Source organism: Streptomyces sp. NPDC046335 (genome assembly GCF_055587985.1).
This window is the reverse complement of the sequence record NZ_JBVJFF010000010.1, coordinates 39,868-53,506: the sequence shown is the minus strand read 5'-3', so window position 1 is coordinate 53,506 and position 13,639 is coordinate 39,868. Positions and strand designations below refer to the sequence as shown.

Here is a 13,639-nt window from a genome sequence, read left to right as displayed (position 1 = left end):
GCCCGCATGCGCGCGGCGCGGAGCACGGGTACTGCTGGACACATGACACGGCTACATGAATCGGGGCAGGGCGACGACGAGCGGCCGGACTCGAACGAGGGTCCCGACTCGGAGTACGGACCCGAGCCCGAGGTGGAGCGGCGGGCGCCGGACACCCCCACGGCCCTGGGCAAGAAGTCGTGGCGTGACGTGCTGCGGCGGACCCTGGGCGAGTTCAAGCGGGACGAGCTGACCGACCGCGCGGCGGCCCTGACGTACTACGGGATCCTGGCGCTGTTCCCGGCCCTGCTCGTCCTGGTCTCGCTGCTCGGCATCGCGGGCAGGTCGACGACCGACAAGGTGCTCGACAACCTCACCGAGCTCACGCCAGGCGCCGCACGTGAAGTGATCACCAACGCGGTGCGGCAGCTCCAGGGCAACGCCGGAATCGGTTCGGTGATGGCCGTCGTCGGTCTGGTCCTCGCGGTGTGGTCCGCCTCCGGCTACGTGGCGGCGTTCATCCGTTCGGCCAACGCCGTCTACGACATTCCCGAGGGCAGGCCGGTCTGGAAGGTGCTGCCGGTCCGCGTCGGCGTCACCGTGGTCCTGATGATCCTCGCCGTGCTCAGCGCGCTGATCGTGGTCTTCACGGGACCGCTGGCCCGCCAGGCCGGCACCGCGCTCGGCATCGGGGACACCGCGCTGACCGTCTGGTCCATCGCGAAGTGGCCGGTGCTCGTGCTCCTGGTCATCCTCATGATCGCCATCCTGTACTGGGCGACGCCCAACGCCAGGGTCCGCGGCTTCCGCTGGGTCACGCCGGGCAGCTTCCTCGCCCTGCTGATCTGGCTGATCGCCTCCGCCGCCTTCGCCCTGTACGTGGCGAACTTCGCCTCGTACAATAAGACGTACGGCACCTTCGCCGGGATCATCGTCTTCCTGGTGTGGCTGTGGATCACCAACCTCGCGATCCTCCTCGGCCTGGAGTTCGACGCCGAGACCTCACGGCAGCGGGCCATCGCCGGGGGCCACCCGGCGGACGAGGAGCCCTACGTCGAACCGCGCGACACCACCAAGTGGGACGAGCAGGACCGGCGACGGATGAACACCGACTTCCGGGACACGTGAGCGCGGGGCCGCCGGCCTCAGCCGTACAGCGCGGGCCGCCGCTCAAGGGCGACCTCCGTGCGCGTCCCGCCGCGCAGGGCCGCGGCCCCGGCCTCGGCGACGACCGCCGCCGCGTAGCCGTCCCAGGCGCTCGGACCCTCGGCCCGGCCCCGGCGCGCGGCGGCGACCCAGGCGCGCACCTCGCGGTCGTAGGCGTCGGCGAAGCGGACCAGGTAGTCCTGGGGCACGTCCTCGCGCGCGCCGCCCGCCGAGCGGACGACCATCGCGCGGGCGTCACCCACCTGGGCGCTGCCGCGCTCGCAGACCGCCTCGCACCGCACCTCGTAGCCGAAGCCGCAGTTGACGAAGATCTCCACGTCGACGAGCGCGCCCCCGGACGTCTCGAAGAGCACGAGCTGCGGATCGAGCAGCCCCTCGGGGGCGCCGGACGAGGGAGCGGGCCGCAGCACCGTCACCGCGGTGATCTCCTGGCCGAGCAGCCAGCGGGCCGCGTCGATCTCGTGCGAGACGGAGCTGCTGATCAGCATCGACGAGGTGAAGTGCGGGGGAGAGGACACGTTGCGGTGGCGGCAGTGCAGCATGAGGGGACGGCCGAGACGCCCGGAGTCGAGCAGTGACTTCAGGGCCGCGTACTCGGCGTCGTACCGGCGCATGAACCCCACCTGGATCAGCCTGCGCCCCAGCCGTGCCTCGGCCTCCACCACCCTGAGGGCCGAGGCGGAGTCGGGCGTCAGGGGCTTCTCGCAGAGCACCGGCAGGCCCCGCGCGCACGCCGCGAGCAGCGCCTCCTCGTGCGCCGCCTCGGGCGAGGCCACCAGGACGGCCTCCACGCCGGGGGCGTCGAGCGCGGCGAGGGCGTCGCCGTGCACGGACACTCCGGAGTGTCCGGCGACCGCGGCCTCGGCCCGCGCGGTGTCGGGGTCGGCGACCGCCACGACGCGGGCCCCGCCCACCGTCCCGCCGATCCGCCGTACGTGGTCGGCTCCCATGTGGCCCGCCCCGAGCACGGCCACCCCCAGCGCTCCAGTCACCCGAAGTCTCCCCACGCTCGCCCGGAGCCCGCGGGGAAGCGGGCTCTCAATCGACGGTCTTCTTCTCCGTGTCCGTACGTCGGGACACCGTAGCCGCCCGCCGCCGGACCGCCACGATCAGGCCCGCGAGCACGGCGACCGAACCCGCCATGACCATCAGGAGCGCGGGCCATTCGGAGTCGTCGGGCTTGGGCAGGGCGCTCTCCCCTGCCGTGTGCGCGCGGGAGATCCTCGCGGTCGGCGCGAGCAGCGAACCCACGGGCCGCACCTTCCCGGCCGCCGCGAAGCCCCAGTCGAGCAGGGACCTGGCCTCCTCGTAGACGGCGTGCCCGCCGCCCTCCTGCGGGTTCAGCACCGTCACGACGAGCGTGCGCCCGTCGCGCTCGGCCGCGGTGATCAGGGTGGCCCCCGCGTTGCTGGTGTAGCCGTTCTTGATGCCGAGCAGCCCCGGGTAGGGGGCGACGCCGTCCGCGCCGGTCAGCAGGCGGTTGGTGTTCTGGATGGGGTACGACCAGCCGCCCGCGGGGAACTGGGCGACGCGTGTCGAGCAGTAGCGGGCGAACTGCGGATCGGCGAGCCCGGCCCTGCCGAACAGCGCGAGGTCGTACGCGGACGAGACCTGCCCGGCGGCGTCGTAGCCGTCGGGCGTGACCACGTGCGTGTCCCGGGCGCCCAGCTCCCGGGCCTTGTCGCGCATCTCCCGCACGGACTTGTCCAGGCCGCCGTTGAGCCGCGCGAGGACGTGGACGGCGTCGTTGCCGGAGCTGAGGAAGACGCCGCGCCACAGGTCGGCGACGCGGTAGTCACGGCCGGGCGCCACGCCGACCAGGCTGCTGCCGGTGCCGACCCGGTCCAGCTCGCGCTGGGCGACCAGGTGCCGGCTCCCGGCGTCCAGGTGCGGCATGACCGCGAGGGCGAAGAGCGACTTGAGCGTCGAGGCGGGCGGCAGCGGGCTGTGCGCGTTCCGCGCCGCGAGCACCTCACCCGAGTGGGCGTCGGCCACCACCCAGGCGAGCGCGGACACGTGAGCGGGCGGCGGCGGCGCGTCGGCATCCGGCCTGACCTGCACCCCCGGACGGTCCAGGTAGGCGGAGGTGTACGCGGGAAGGGGCCTCGGCGGCGCGGGCTCCGCCGGGAGTCCGGAGGCCGATACGGGCGTCGACAGGAGGACCAGGGCCCCGAGCGCGAGGGCCGCGGAATGTACGGAGGAGGTGCGCGGAAGGTACCTGATGACCATTCGGTCACCGTATGAGCGACACCGTCACTCCGCAGATCGGCTTGGCCCGGCCGGATGTATCACCCGATTGCCCGGCAGGGCCCCGGCCGGGCGGCCGTCACCCGGCCGGGGGCGCCACGCTTGCGGCGCGGTGACCGGTGGTCAGGCGGGCAGGTGCTTCTCGATGGCGGCGACGACCTCGGGGGCGTCCGGCTCGGTGCGCGGACCGAACCGGGCGACGACCTCGCCGGCGCCGTTGATCACAAACTTTTCGAAGTTCCAGCGGATGTCGCCGGTGTGCCCCTCGGCGTCCGCGGTGTCGACGAGGCGCGCGTACAGCGGGTGCCGGTCCGCGCCGTTGACGTCGGCCTTCTCCGTCATCGGGAAGGTCACCCCGTACGTCGCCGAGCAGAACTCGGCGATCTCCTCGGAGGTGCCGGGCTCCTGGCCCATGAACTGGTTGCAGGGCACGCCGAGCACGCTGAAGCCGCGCGCGGCGTACTGCTCGTGCAGGCGCTCCAGGCCCGCGTACTGCGGGGTGAGACCGCATTTGGAGGCCACGTTGACGACGAGGACGGTCTTGCCATCGAACTGGCGCAGGTCGGCGGAACCGCCCCGCAGGGCGCCGATTTCTTCTTCGTAGACGGACATGGTCATCGAGCTTACGCCCGCCCCGCCCGGCCCTCGGCGGGGTCGGCCCCCAGGCGGTGGAGGTGTCCCCGGGCGATCAGTTCGACCGTCAGGGCCACGGCCACCGCCTGGACGGCGAGCAGGGCGATCAGGACGAAGAGCTGCACGGCTCCGGCGAGGACCGGCGACGCGCCGCCCAGGAGCATGCCGACGAAGGCTCCGGGGAGGGTGACCAGGCCCACCGTGCGGGTCTGGTCGAGGCCCGGCAGCAGGGCGTCCGATGCGGCGGGGCGGATGACCTCCATGCGGGCGTCGTGGGCGGCGAGTCCCAGGGCCAGGCCCGCCTCGAACTCGCCGTAGCGGGTCCGGAGTTCGTCCAGGGCGCGGCGTCCCGCAAGGACCGTGGCGGTCAGGGCGCCGCCGATGAGGATGCCCGTCACGGGGATCATGGCGATGCCCCGCACGGGCAGCAGCCCCGCCAGCGTCAGTCCCGTCACCACCGGGACGACGGGGCCCGCGACGGGCAGCGCGGCCCACCACCAGGTGCCGTTGCGGGTGATGCGCCGCCCCGCGGTGCGGGTGGCCACGGCGAACATGAGCAGCAGGAAGGCGTACAACGTCGCCGCGTGGTGCACGATCCAGCCGATCACCAGGGAGACGGCACCCAACTGCACGGTGGCGCGGACCCCGGCGAGCAGGATCTCCCGCGCCCGGCCGCGCGAGCCGTCCGGGACGAGCCGGAACACCGCCGCCGTCGCCGCGGCGAGGAGCAGCAGCACGAACAGGGCCACGGCGAGCGCCGTGCCGACGGGGAGCAACGCCTGAGCAGCTTGATCACGCACGCGCACACACTAGAGGGCGCCGGCTTTGCCGCGGTCGCCGAGAGCCTGAGCGGACAAGGCGGGCCCAGCGCCCCGGGACGTTCCTGTGCCGCTGCGGACAGTGGCGGCTCGACCTGGGACGATGGGGCGGGAAAGACGTGCAGAGAGAGAAGGGCTGTAGTCATGGCGCAGCAGGTGCAAGGCGTGGTCGCACGCGCGAAGGGCGAGCCGGTACGGATCGAGACGATCACGGTGCCGGACCCGGGCCCGGGCGAGGCCGTGGTGAAGGTCCAGGCGTGCGGGGTCTGCCACACGGACCTCCACTACCGCGAGGGCGGCATCAACGACGACTTCCCCTTCCTGCTCGGGCACGAGGCCGCGGGCGTCGTGGAGTCGGTCGGCGCGGGCGTCACCGAGGTCGCGCCCGGCGACTTCGTGATCCTCAACTGGCGTGCCGTGTGCGGGCAGTGCCGTGCCTGTCTGCGCGGGCGCCCCCAGTACTGCTTCGACACCCACAACGCCAAGCAGAAGATGACCCTTGCCGACGGCACGGAACTCTCCCCGGCCCTCGGCATCGGAGCCTTCGCCGAGAAGACCCTCGTCGCCGCCGGGCAGTGCACCAAGGTCGACCCGGAGGCCTCACCCGCCGCCGCCGGGCTGCTCGGCTGCGGCGTGATGGCCGGTATCGGGGCCGCCATCAACACCGGCAACGTGGGCCGCGGGGACTCGGTCGCCGTCATCGGCTGCGGAGGCGTGGGCAACGCGGCCGTCGTGGGCGCCCGCCTGGCCGGGGCCGCGCGGATCATCGCCGTGGACATCGACGACGCGAAGCTGGAGACCGCCAAGAGCCTCGGCGCCACCCACACCGTCAACTCCCGCGCCACCGACCCGATCGAGGCCGTGCGCGAGCTGACCGGCGGCAACGGCGCCGACGTCGTCATCGAGGCGGTCGGCCGCCCCGAGACCTACGAGCAGGCCTTCTACGCCCGCGACCTGGCGGGCACGGTCGTCCTGGTCGGCGTGCCTACCCCGGACATGAAGATCGAGCTTCCGCTGCTCGACGTCTTCGGCCGCGGCGGCTCCCTCAAGTCGAGCTGGTACGGGGACTGCCTGCCCTCACGCGACTTCCCGATGCTCATCGACCTCTACCGGCAGGGCCGCCTGGACCTGGACGCGTTCGTCACGGAGACCATCGCCCTGGAGGACGTGGAGAAGGCCTTCGAGCGCATGCACCACGGCGACGTCCTGCGTTCGGTGGTGATGTTCTGATGGCGGACGAGACCACGCACAGCGCCCCCGGCGCGCGGATCGACCACCTCGTCACGTCGGGGACGTTCTCCCTCGACGGCGGCACCTGGGAGGTCGACAACAACGTATGGATCGTGGGCGACGACAGCGAGTGCGTCGTCATCGACGCCGCGCACGACGCGGACGCCATCGCCGATGCGGTGGGCGGGCGGCGCCTCGCCGCCGTCATCTGCACCCACGCGCACGACGATCACATCGACGCGGCCCCGGCCCTGGCCGCCCGCACGGGCGCGCCGATCCTGCTGCACCCGGCCGACGCGGAGCTGTGGAAGCAGACCCACCCCGACCGGGCCCCCGACGGCGAACTCGCCGACGGGCAGGAACTCACCGTCGCGGGCACCGTCCTGAAGGTGCTGCACACGCCGGGCCACTGCCATGGCGCGGTCAGCCTGTACGCGCCTGATCTCGGCACCGTCTTCACGGGTGACACGCTCTTCGCGGGCGGGCCGGGGGCGACGGGGCGTTCCTTCAGCGACTTCCCGACGATCGTCGCCTCCATCGAGCAGCGGCTGCTGACGCTGCCGTCCGACACGGTGGTGCGCACCGGGCACGGCGACAGCACGACGATCGGCGCGGAGGCGCCGCATCTCCAGGAGTGGATCGCCCGGGGGCACTGACGCGTCAGGTTCTCCAGGTACTTCCGGTTCCCGGGAACGGCCTCGCACGGTTCGCCGTGCGGGGCCGTTCGCGTACTGGCGGCACTCCACGATCTCCGATAAGTTAGGCAAGGCTTACCTAATGGAGGTTCAGGATGGGTGTCCGTCACAGCAGCACGACCGTGCCCACAGCGGCGGCACGCGCGCGTTCCCTGCTCGCCACCGCGTGGTCGTGCGCGGTGACCACGGAGATCGGCAGAGACGAACTCGTGGGCGCGCACAGTCTCACCGAGGACGGCCGGCTGCGGCTGTGCCCGCCCGACGACAGCGCGCTGGCCGCCGCCCTCATCTGCGCGCCGCGCGGTGAACCGTCCACGCTGATCGAGTTCGCCGACGTCGCGCCGGTCCCCATGAGGGAGCGCATCCGCGCCCGCCTCTGGCTCTCCGGAGCCCTCGCGTACGACGGCGAGCACCTCCTCTTCGAGCCGACGTGCGCGGTGCTGCACGACGCGAACGGCGAGCGCGAGGGCATCGAACTAGACGAACTCGCGCTGACCGTCCCCGATCCGCTGGCCGAGGCCGAGTCGCGCCTTCTCACGCACCTCGCCGACGCCCACCCGGACGCCGTCGAACAGCTCACCCGCCTCGTCAGCCCCGACAGCCTGCACGGCGTGGTCCGCGTCCGGCCGCTCGCCATCGACATGCACGGCATCTCCCTGCGTCTCGAACGCGTCCGCGGCCAGGCCGATGTGCGCCTTCCCTTCCACCAGACCGTCGAGGACGTCACCCAGGTGACGGACTGCATGCACGCCCTGCTGATGAAGGCCCGCCTATCGGCGTCCTGGCGCGGCCGGCCCGTCGGAGGCTGACCGCATCGACCGCAGCGCCACCAGCAGCACCCCGATGTCATCGAGGAGGATGGGGTCGGGCAGCAGGTCCGCGGGCAGCAGGAGATAGGCCACGGCTCCCCAGAAGACCCACTGCCGGTCGGCGGGGAGTCCGGCTCTGCGCAGTTCACGGCGGGTGCGGACGAGGCGTACGAGCAGCATGACGGCGACGACGAGCGTCGCGGCGACGAGAACGGCCGCGACGGCGAGGAAAATGGCCATATCCGTGCTCATACATACGTACGTTAGCGACTGCCGCACCCCGCGTCGCTGATGCCCGGGGCGCGGCGGCCGCTCTCCTCGTCAGGCCGTGCGGCCCGCGTCGTGGAAGGGCAGCGCGCACACCGCCACCGGCGCCGCGAACGGCCGCCCCGTCAGGCGGAGCGCGCCGGTGCCCGCGTCGACCTGGAACACGCTCACCGAGTCCGACTTCTGGTTGGCGGTGAACAGCAGCCGCTCCGAGGGCGAAAGCGCCAGGTGCCGGGGGAAGTCCCCGTCCACGGGCACCGTGCCGAGGAGCCGCAGCCGGGCCCCCGCTGCCTCGACCGCGTACCGCGCCACGCTGTTGTGCCCCCTGTTGGCGAGGAAGGCGAACCGCCCCTCCCGCGTCACCACGATCTGCGCCGGATGATTGGCACCCTCACCCGAGCCGGTCGACTGCGGTTCGCCGGGGGTGAGCCGCCCGGTGGTCCGGTCGTACGCGCAGACGACCACGGTGTCGTCCACCTCGTTGGCGAGGTACGCGAAGCGCCCCGAGGGGTGGAAGGCCAGATGCCGTGGCCCCGCGCCGGGCCGCAGTCGCGCGTACGACACCTGGCGCAAGGTGCCCGCCTTCGTGTCGAGGCGGTAGGTGTAGACCGTGTCGGTGCCCAGGTCGACGGCGAGGACATGGCGGCCGTCAGGAGACGTGACGATCTGGTGGGCGTGCGGCCCGTCCTGCCCCGGGCCCGGCGGCGGGGCCGAGTGCCTGACGAGATCCGTCCGCTCGCCCAGCGCGCCCGAGGCGTCGACGGGGTGGACGGCCACGCTGCCCGACCCGTAGTTGGCGCTGAGCAGCCACCGGCCGCCCGGGTGCACCGAGAGATGACAGGGCGCCGACCCGCCGGTCCCACGCGTCCCGAGGACCTCGTGCCCACCGCCGTCGGAGAGCGCGACGGCCGTCACGCCGCCCTTCTCACGCTCGTCGACCGCGTAGAGCGTGCGGCCGGATGGATGCAGGGCCAGATACGAGGGGTCGGGCACCCCGCTGATCGTGCCGGCACCGGTGATCTTCCCCGTGGTGTCGTCGTACGTCGCCAGACCGATGCCCGAACCGCCGCCCTCCTGCGAGGTGTACGTCCCGAGGAACAACCGCCCCTCGCGGCGCGGGCGGTGCGCGGCGGACGAGGCCGTCTCCGTGCGCCTGCCCTCCGGCCGCCCGCGCTCCGACGGACCCGGAGAACCGCAGGCCGCGCCGGTCGCCGCGAGGGCCACCCCCGACAGCGCCCCGAGGATCGTCCGCCGTCCCGGGCGGCTCGCCGGGTCTCGGTCCGGCCCTGCTCCGCTGTTCATGGCTGCACCTCGGGGGTCGGGGGTGACGGGTGGTGCCAGCCACAGTGCCCGGTGCCCGGCGGCCCGGACAAGAGGCGCACCGCCGCCGGCCCTCGGGGACGTACGCCGTACTGATCCGGCCAACAAGGCGCGCGGCTCGCGCCTGGGGCCACTCAGGGCTACCGCTCGGATACGGTGTGCGAGCCGTTCCCGGCGCACACAGATGCCTGAGGAGATGCCGAGTTGACCCCCAGCAACATGACCCGCATCCGAACCGTCCTTGCGGCGCTCGGCGTCGCAGGAACCATGGTCGCGGCGCCGGCCGCGAGCGCCGCCGCCTCCCCCGCTCCGGCGCCCCCGATGGACACGGCGGCGCACGAGCCGTGCACGGGGGAGTTCCACGGTGACTCCCGCCTCGGCCCGCGATGGCTGCCCAAGAAGTGGCAGCGTCCCGTCGGCCCGCTCCTGAAGAACTGGAAGCGGACCGGCAAGCTGTCGCCGCAGGCCTTCCTGAAGAAGTACTGGGAGGGCCCCGCCGACACCGGGAGCTGGAAGTACCCGCCCAACGACGGCTTCGAGACGGTCAACGGACGGGTCGACAAGCACCGCGAGCGGTTGGACGAGGGGGAGCGCCTTGACCGCTTCGGATCGGAGTTCGGCTCCTATCTGGCCCCGGCGGGTGACTCCTACGCGGAACGCGCGCTGCCGCCGCAGAACCTCAACACCCGCGAGGCCGCGCACGCCTGCGACTACCGTGTGTACGAGGTGCGCAAGCCGTTCTCCGTGTGGCAGGGCGGCATCGCCCCCTGGTTCGAGCAGCCGGGCGGCGGCCGGCAGATCAAGCTCGACCCGGCCTTCCTGAGCCCGGGCGAGGGCGAGCGCCTCAACGTGAAGTGGCTCCTGGACCACGGCTATCTGAAGCCCGCGGGCGCCTGATCGCGCGAGTCGGCGCGTGTCGGCACGCGCCGACCGGAGAGGCGGGACCTCGTGGACGTCTCGGCACTGCTGTCCGCCCTGCGGGCCGCCCGCGTGGCCGACGGCTACTACTGGATCGAAGGCGTCCACGAACCGGCCCCCACGCCCCCCGACTTCGTCTATCTGCGCAGGGTCGACGGCGGGGCGTGGGAGGTCGGGACGTACGAGCGGGGGGCGCACCATCCGCTGACCCGGCACGGGGACGAGGCGTCGGCCTGCGCCCAGGTCCTGCGGCTGCTGACGTGAGGTGCGCTGCCGTCGGGGGAGCTCAGCCCTCCGGCCGAAGCAGCCCGCGCTCGTACGCCTTGACCAGGCGCTGCGGGACCATGTGCTGGACGCCGTCGACGGTGACGGGGGCGAGCTGAGGCGTGACGGCCTTCCACTGGGCGCGCCGGTGGCGGGTGTTGCTGCGGGACATCTTGCGCTTGGGTACGGCCATGGGGGATCTCCTGAGTGGGGTGCGCGGGGACAGGACCCGCACGCTACATGAAAATGAAACCCATTAACAAGCAGGAGGGTGGGCCTTAGAGGCCAGCGGGTGGGCCTTAGGCGCCGGCGGGTGGGTCTTAGGTGCTGCCCGCGCGGGCGGGTGCCTCCGGCCGGTGTGCGGCGCGGTCGCGCCAGGGGAGCAGCAGCGGGGTGGCCAGCATGATCAGTCCGGCGCCGGCGATCGCGGCGCGGGGGCCGGTGGCGGCGGCCAGGAGACCCCACAGGGCGGTCATGGCCGCGATGGTGGTCTTACTGGTGACCGACCAGGCGGAGAGAATGCGCGTGACGCGGTCCGCGGGGGCCCGTTCGAGCCGGAGGGTGGAGAGCACCGGGTTGTACACCCCGATGCAGGTGATCAGGGCGAACTCGATGACCATCACCAGGACGAGCCCCGCGGTGCCGTGCCCGATGAAGGCGAGGCCTACGGGCCAGCACACGCGCAGGGTTCCGGCGGTGAGCAGAACCCCGCGCTGCCCGTACTCCGGGACGAGGCGCCGGCCGAGCCGCGCACCGACCAGGCCGCCGAGGCAGGGCAGCGCGAACGCGAGTCCGTACTGCCAGGGCGCGAAGCCGAGGTCGCCGAGCATCAGGACCGCGAGCGGCGGCGTGGCCGCCATGATCAGGCCGCTGACCAGCACGGTGTTGAGGAACAGCGGGCGCAGCACGGGGTCGGCCAGGATGAACCGCCAGCCGTTGAGGAGATCACCCGCCCGCACCCCGGACGGCGCGTCGCCGCGCTCGGGCAGCGGTTCCGTGCCGCCGATCGCCTTGATGCCGATGGCGGAGAACAGATAGCTGACGGCGTCGGCGAGCACGGTGAGCACCGGACCGAAGAGGCCGACCGCGGCACCGCCGAGCGGCGGCCCGAGCATGGTGGCCGTCCAGGTGGTGGACTCGAAGCGGCCGTTCGCGATCAGCAGGTCCCGCGGTGGCACCAGACCCTTGAGGAAGGCGCCGCTCGCCGCGGTGAACGTGATGTCGGCCGCGGCGACGAGGGCCGACACGAGAAGCAGTTGCGCGAAGCCGAGCAGACCGAGCGCATACGCGGCGGGGACGCTGAGCAGTGCCGCGAACCGCACCAGGTCCATCGCCACCATCACGGGCCGCTTGCGGCGGAACTCCACCCACGGGCCCAGCGGCACCGCCGCCACCGCGCCCACCGCGAGGCCCACGGCGGAGATGAGGGCGACCTGCGTCGTACCGGCGCCCAGCGCCAGGATCGCGATCATCGAGAACGCGTCGAACGCCAGCCGCGTCCCGAAGGAGCTGACCGCGTACGCCGCCCAGAGCCACCCGAACCGCCGCCCGAGCGACCGTCTGCCCGACATGCCTGTCTCCCCGTCCCGACAACCGCGCGTTGCCGACGGCCATCCAAGCGGGCGACCGGCCTGGACATCAAACAACCACCTCGGGGCCCGGCCACAACCCCAGGTTGTACACCTAGGCTGGCGGACATGGATCTCCACGCCGTGCGCGCCTTCGTCGCCGTCGTCGACGCGGGCCGCTTCCAGGCGGCCGCCGCCGACCTGGCGATCACCCAGCAGGCTGTCTCCAAGCGTGTCGCCGCGCTGGAGAACGACCTCGCGGTGCGGCTCCTGCACCGCACACCGCGCGGCGCCCGGCTCACCATCGACGGCCAGGTCTTCCTGCCGTACGCCCGCGACCTCCTCAGGTCCGAGGAGCGCGCGGCGGCCTCCGTGCGGCCCGGCAGCCGTGCGCTGCGCGTCGACGTGATCGGCAGGCGGCTCGCCCCCGCGGATCTCCTGCGCGGCTTCCACCGCGCGCATCCCGAGGTGGCCCTGGACGTGGTGACGCTGTTCGACGCCGACGCGGCCATCACCGCCGTACGCTCCGGCACGATCGACGCGACGTTCCGGGCGGTCACCGTGTCCGCTAGGGTCTGTCGTTTGGATCAGGTCGGCTGTAGGGGCGGTGCCTCTGAGCCTGGCCGGAGCGGGGTCTGGTGCGTGCAAGCTGCAAGGCGGAGGAGGGCGACAACGCGGAGCGTTGGCAACCGACGACAACGCCGCAGATGTGCGTGCCAGGGCCCGCGACGCCGAGATGATCCAAACGGCAGGCCCTAGCCACCTCCCCGACGGCATCGAGGCCGTCCGGGTGTACGACGAGCCCATCCAGCTGCTCACCGGGCCCGGCCACGCGCTCGCCGCCGCCCGCGAGGTCACGCCGGAGCAGCTGGCCGGTCACCGCATCTGGATGCCCGGCCTCGTCGCGGGAACCGAGTGGGCCGCCTACTACGACGATCTCGCCGCCGCGTTCGGGCTCAGCATCGAGGCGACCGGGCCCGAGTTCGGCACCGAGCCGCTCCTCGACACCATCGCCGAGTCACCGGGCCTCGCCGGGGATCCGGGGCGGCGCCACGTGGACACCGGCGTGGGCCCGATGAACGCGGCTCGGCATGGCTGCCCGACGACCGTCTCGCCGCCCACCACGACGACCTCGGCCTGACCGGCTCAGGGAGCTCACGGCACTCCTCGGCCAGGGCACGGCGCCGGGTGCGTTCGCTGCCGACGACAGCGCGGCCTGCGCCGATGAACTCCTCGCGCGGCTCGACGCCTTGGGCACGCGCGTGGCGTTCGGCCGGTGGGGCCGACCGGCGGGGGCCGACCGGCGGGGGCCGACCGGCGGGGGTCGACCGGCGGGGGTCGACCACTGTGGGTCGACCGCAGGGGTGCGCTCGCCTCGGCCCCCCCGGCGGCGCGCCTCCTCGCCGGGGCCGCGTAGCCCGAGCGGCCGAGCGCCGAGGCCGGTTCCCGGCCCGCCGTGGAAGAGTTCCAGGCATGACCGAAAGCGCGTACCTGTACATGCCGAAGCCCCGGATCACCGTGCTCGGCGTCCAGCACGGCACCCCGCCGTTCCGCATCGTGGAGATCGACGGGGAGGTGGTCGGCAAGGCCAAGGCCGTCACGGACGTCCTGGAGGCGGCCGCCATGGTGGGCATCACCGTGCACGACCTCGACGACCCGGACACCGTGCGGTGGGTGGGCGGCGACAAGTTCACCTGGCGGATCGGGTAACGCCCGCGGGTCGG

At 72.9% G+C, this 13,639-nt stretch carries 15 protein-coding genes and 1 pseudogene; 8 read left to right on the top strand and 8 right to left on the bottom strand.

Annotated features, from left to right (window positions below; all coding sequences use genetic code 11):
• Positions 1–42: 42 nt before the first annotated feature.
• The gene (locus ACZ6JY_RS24760) at positions 43–1,107 is read left to right on the top strand and encodes a YihY/virulence factor BrkB family protein (protein ID WP_469198902.1); all 1,065 of its coding nucleotides are present in this window, start codon (positions 43–45) and stop codon (positions 1,105–1,107) included.
• 17 nt (positions 1,108–1,124) lie between these two features.
• Here the strand turns inward: ACZ6JY_RS24760 and ACZ6JY_RS24755 are convergent, their stop codons facing one another.
• The 4 genes from ACZ6JY_RS24755 to ACZ6JY_RS24740 form a co-directional block, all read right to left on the bottom strand.
• Positions 1,125–2,138, bottom strand: coding sequence for a Gfo/Idh/MocA family protein (locus ACZ6JY_RS24755; RefSeq protein ID WP_469198900.1), 1,014 nt, complete (start codon positions 2,136–2,138; stop codon positions 1,125–1,127).
• A gap of 46 nt (positions 2,139–2,184) precedes the next feature.
• On the bottom strand, positions 2,185–3,207 hold the full coding sequence (locus tag ACZ6JY_RS24750; RefSeq protein WP_469198898.1) for a D-alanyl-D-alanine carboxypeptidase family protein: 1,023 nt from the start codon (positions 3,205–3,207) through the stop codon (positions 2,185–2,187).
• A 309-nt stretch (positions 3,208–3,516) separates the two neighbouring features.
• Positions 3,517–4,005: a glutathione peroxidase gene (locus ACZ6JY_RS24745; protein WP_469198896.1), complete on the bottom strand. Its 489-nt coding sequence runs from the start codon at positions 4,003–4,005 to the stop codon at positions 3,517–3,519.
• Positions 4,006–4,016: 11 nt separating this feature from the next.
• The gene (locus ACZ6JY_RS24740) at positions 4,017–4,826 is read right to left on the bottom strand and encodes an ABC transporter permease (protein WP_469198894.1); all 810 of its coding nucleotides are present in this window, start codon (positions 4,824–4,826) and stop codon (positions 4,017–4,019) included.
• A 162-nt stretch (positions 4,827–4,988) separates the two neighbouring features.
• On the opposite strand from ACZ6JY_RS24740, the gene ACZ6JY_RS24735 reads away from it, so the two are divergent.
• From ACZ6JY_RS24735 to ACZ6JY_RS24725, 3 genes are all read left to right on the top strand, one after another.
• Entirely contained in the window at positions 4,989–6,074 is a 1,086-nt protein-coding gene (locus ACZ6JY_RS24735; protein WP_469198892.1) for an S-(hydroxymethyl)mycothiol dehydrogenase, read from the top strand.
• Complete coding sequence (locus tag ACZ6JY_RS24730; protein WP_469198890.1) at positions 6,074–6,730, top strand: MBL fold metallo-hydrolase; 657 nt, start codon at positions 6,074–6,076, stop codon at positions 6,728–6,730. The genes ACZ6JY_RS24735 and ACZ6JY_RS24730 overlap by 1 nt, the downstream gene beginning before the upstream one ends.
• Positions 6,731–6,864: 134 nt before the next feature.
• Complete coding sequence (locus ACZ6JY_RS24725) at positions 6,865–7,578, top strand: DUF2470 domain-containing protein (RefSeq protein WP_469198888.1); 714 nt, start codon at positions 6,865–6,867, stop codon at positions 7,576–7,578.
• Here the strand turns inward: ACZ6JY_RS24725 and ACZ6JY_RS24720 are convergent.
• On the bottom strand, positions 7,540–7,830 hold the full coding sequence (locus ACZ6JY_RS24720) for a hypothetical protein (protein ID WP_469198886.1): 291 nt from the start codon (positions 7,828–7,830) through the stop codon (positions 7,540–7,542). The two genes, ACZ6JY_RS24725 and ACZ6JY_RS24720, sit on opposite strands and share 39 nt — an antisense overlap.
• Before the next feature lie 69 nt (positions 7,831–7,899).
• On the bottom strand, positions 7,900–9,147 hold the full coding sequence (locus tag ACZ6JY_RS24715) for a lactonase family protein (protein WP_469198884.1): 1,248 nt from the start codon (positions 9,145–9,147) through the stop codon (positions 7,900–7,902).
• 237 nt (positions 9,148–9,384) lie between these two features.
• On the opposite strand from ACZ6JY_RS24715, the gene ACZ6JY_RS24710 reads away from it, so the two are divergent.
• Positions 9,385–10,062, top strand: a complete 678-nt coding sequence (locus tag ACZ6JY_RS24710; RefSeq protein ID WP_469198882.1) for a TNT domain-containing protein — start codon at positions 9,385–9,387, stop codon at positions 10,060–10,062.
• 51 nt (positions 10,063–10,113) lie between these two features.
• Positions 10,114–10,347: a hypothetical protein gene (locus tag ACZ6JY_RS24705; protein WP_469198880.1), complete on the top strand. Its 234-nt coding sequence runs from the start codon at positions 10,114–10,116 to the stop codon at positions 10,345–10,347.
• Positions 10,348–10,369: 22 nt separating this feature from the next.
• Here the strand turns inward: ACZ6JY_RS24705 and rpmF are convergent, their stop codons facing one another.
• On the bottom strand, positions 10,370–10,540 hold the full coding sequence (gene rpmF / locus ACZ6JY_RS24700) for a 50S ribosomal protein L32 (protein ID WP_469198878.1): 171 nt from the start codon (positions 10,538–10,540) through the stop codon (positions 10,370–10,372).
• Positions 10,541–10,667: 127 nt separating this feature from the next.
• Complete coding sequence (locus ACZ6JY_RS24695; protein WP_469198876.1) at positions 10,668–11,918, bottom strand: MFS transporter; 1,251 nt, start codon at positions 11,916–11,918, stop codon at positions 10,668–10,670.
• Positions 11,919–12,044: 126 nt separating this feature from the next.
• Between ACZ6JY_RS24695 and ACZ6JY_RS24690 the strand changes: the two are divergent.
• Positions 12,045–13,056, top strand: a pseudogene (locus ACZ6JY_RS24690) (LysR family transcriptional regulator).
• Between the two features lie 332 nt (positions 13,057–13,388).
• Positions 13,389–13,625, top strand: a complete 237-nt coding sequence (locus ACZ6JY_RS24685; protein WP_469198874.1) for a hypothetical protein — start codon at positions 13,389–13,391, stop codon at positions 13,623–13,625.
• Positions 13,626–13,639 lie beyond the last annotated feature (14 nt).

What these genes read in the sequence shown, in the direction of transcription:
- ACZ6JY_RS24710 (WP_469198882.1), top strand. Translation starts at nt 9,385, where the DNA reads ATGACCCGCATCCGAACCGTCCTTGCGGCGCTCGGCGTCGCAGGAACC.
- ACZ6JY_RS24725 (WP_469198888.1), top strand. Translation starts at nt 6,865, where the DNA reads ATGGGTGTCCGTCACAGCAGCACGACCGTGCCCACAGCGGCGGCACGC.
- ACZ6JY_RS24685 (WP_469198874.1), top strand. Translation starts at nt 13,389, where the DNA reads ATGACCGAAAGCGCGTACCTGTACATGCCGAAGCCCCGGATCACCGTG.
- ACZ6JY_RS24735 (WP_469198892.1), top strand. Translation starts at nt 4,989, where the DNA reads ATGGCGCAGCAGGTGCAAGGCGTGGTCGCACGCGCGAAGGGCGAGCCG.
- ACZ6JY_RS24760 (WP_469198902.1), top strand. Translation starts at nt 43, where the DNA reads ATGACACGGCTACATGAATCGGGGCAGGGCGACGACGAGCGGCCGGAC.
- ACZ6JY_RS24730 (WP_469198890.1), top strand. Translation starts at nt 6,074, where the DNA reads ATGGCGGACGAGACCACGCACAGCGCCCCCGGCGCGCGGATCGACCAC.
- rpmF (WP_469198878.1), bottom strand. Translation starts at nt 10,540, where the DNA reads ATGGCCGTACCCAAGCGCAAGATGTCCCGCAGCAACACCCGCCACCGG.
- ACZ6JY_RS24745 (WP_469198896.1), bottom strand. Translation starts at nt 4,005, where the DNA reads ATGTCCGTCTACGAAGAAGAAATCGGCGCCCTGCGGGGCGGTTCCGCC.
- ACZ6JY_RS24720 (WP_469198886.1), bottom strand. Translation starts at nt 7,830, where the DNA reads ATGAGCACGGATATGGCCATTTTCCTCGCCGTCGCGGCCGTTCTCGTC.
- ACZ6JY_RS24695 (WP_469198876.1), bottom strand. Translation starts at nt 11,918, where the DNA reads ATGTCGGGCAGACGGTCGCTCGGGCGGCGGTTCGGGTGGCTCTGGGCG.
- ACZ6JY_RS24715 (WP_469198884.1), bottom strand. Translation starts at nt 9,147, where the DNA reads ATGAACAGCGGAGCAGGGCCGGACCGAGACCCGGCGAGCCGCCCGGGA.